This is a genomic window from Pseudoalteromonas simplex (genome assembly GCF_015278155.1).
In the GTDB taxonomy this organism is placed as follows: Bacteria; Pseudomonadota; Gammaproteobacteria; order Enterobacterales; family Alteromonadaceae; genus Pseudoalteromonas; species Pseudoalteromonas simplex.
The window spans coordinates 1-361 of the sequence record NZ_JADILN010000052.1 but is presented as its reverse complement, the minus strand read 5'-3'; the positions used below and the strand labels follow the sequence as shown (position 1 = coordinate 361).

At 44.0% G+C, this 361-nt stretch carries 1 pseudogene; it reads right to left on the bottom strand.

Annotated features, from left to right (window positions below):
• Nucleotides 1-361, bottom strand: a pseudogene (locus IRQ78_RS20715) (winged helix-turn-helix domain-containing protein); the annotation flags it as partial.

Here is a 361-nt window from a genome sequence, read left to right as displayed (position 1 = left end):
CTGTGGCTGGACATACCGCGCCAAATAAGTATCCATAGTCAAATTGCTGTTGTTTTACAATCCGTGGCCGAGTGCCTGTTTCAGCCCAAATGCGCGTAGTCGGATTTTGCTGGCCAAATCGTGCTTCGTCCTGAAACCATACGTCGATCCGATCAAGAGGAAGGTGTCCTGGTGTGTGAAGGATCGTTTCCAGCTGGAAGTTTTTTAAAAGCCTCTTGGCTCTGTAATGATTGTTTTGGGTGTTTAGAGCGGCTTGTGATCCAACTAAAGCCAAGTTGCTTTAGAATTTTATAGACATGATTTAAGTGGTAATGAACACCAAATTCAGTGTGAATGTAATGCACAATGTCTTCACCGGTAA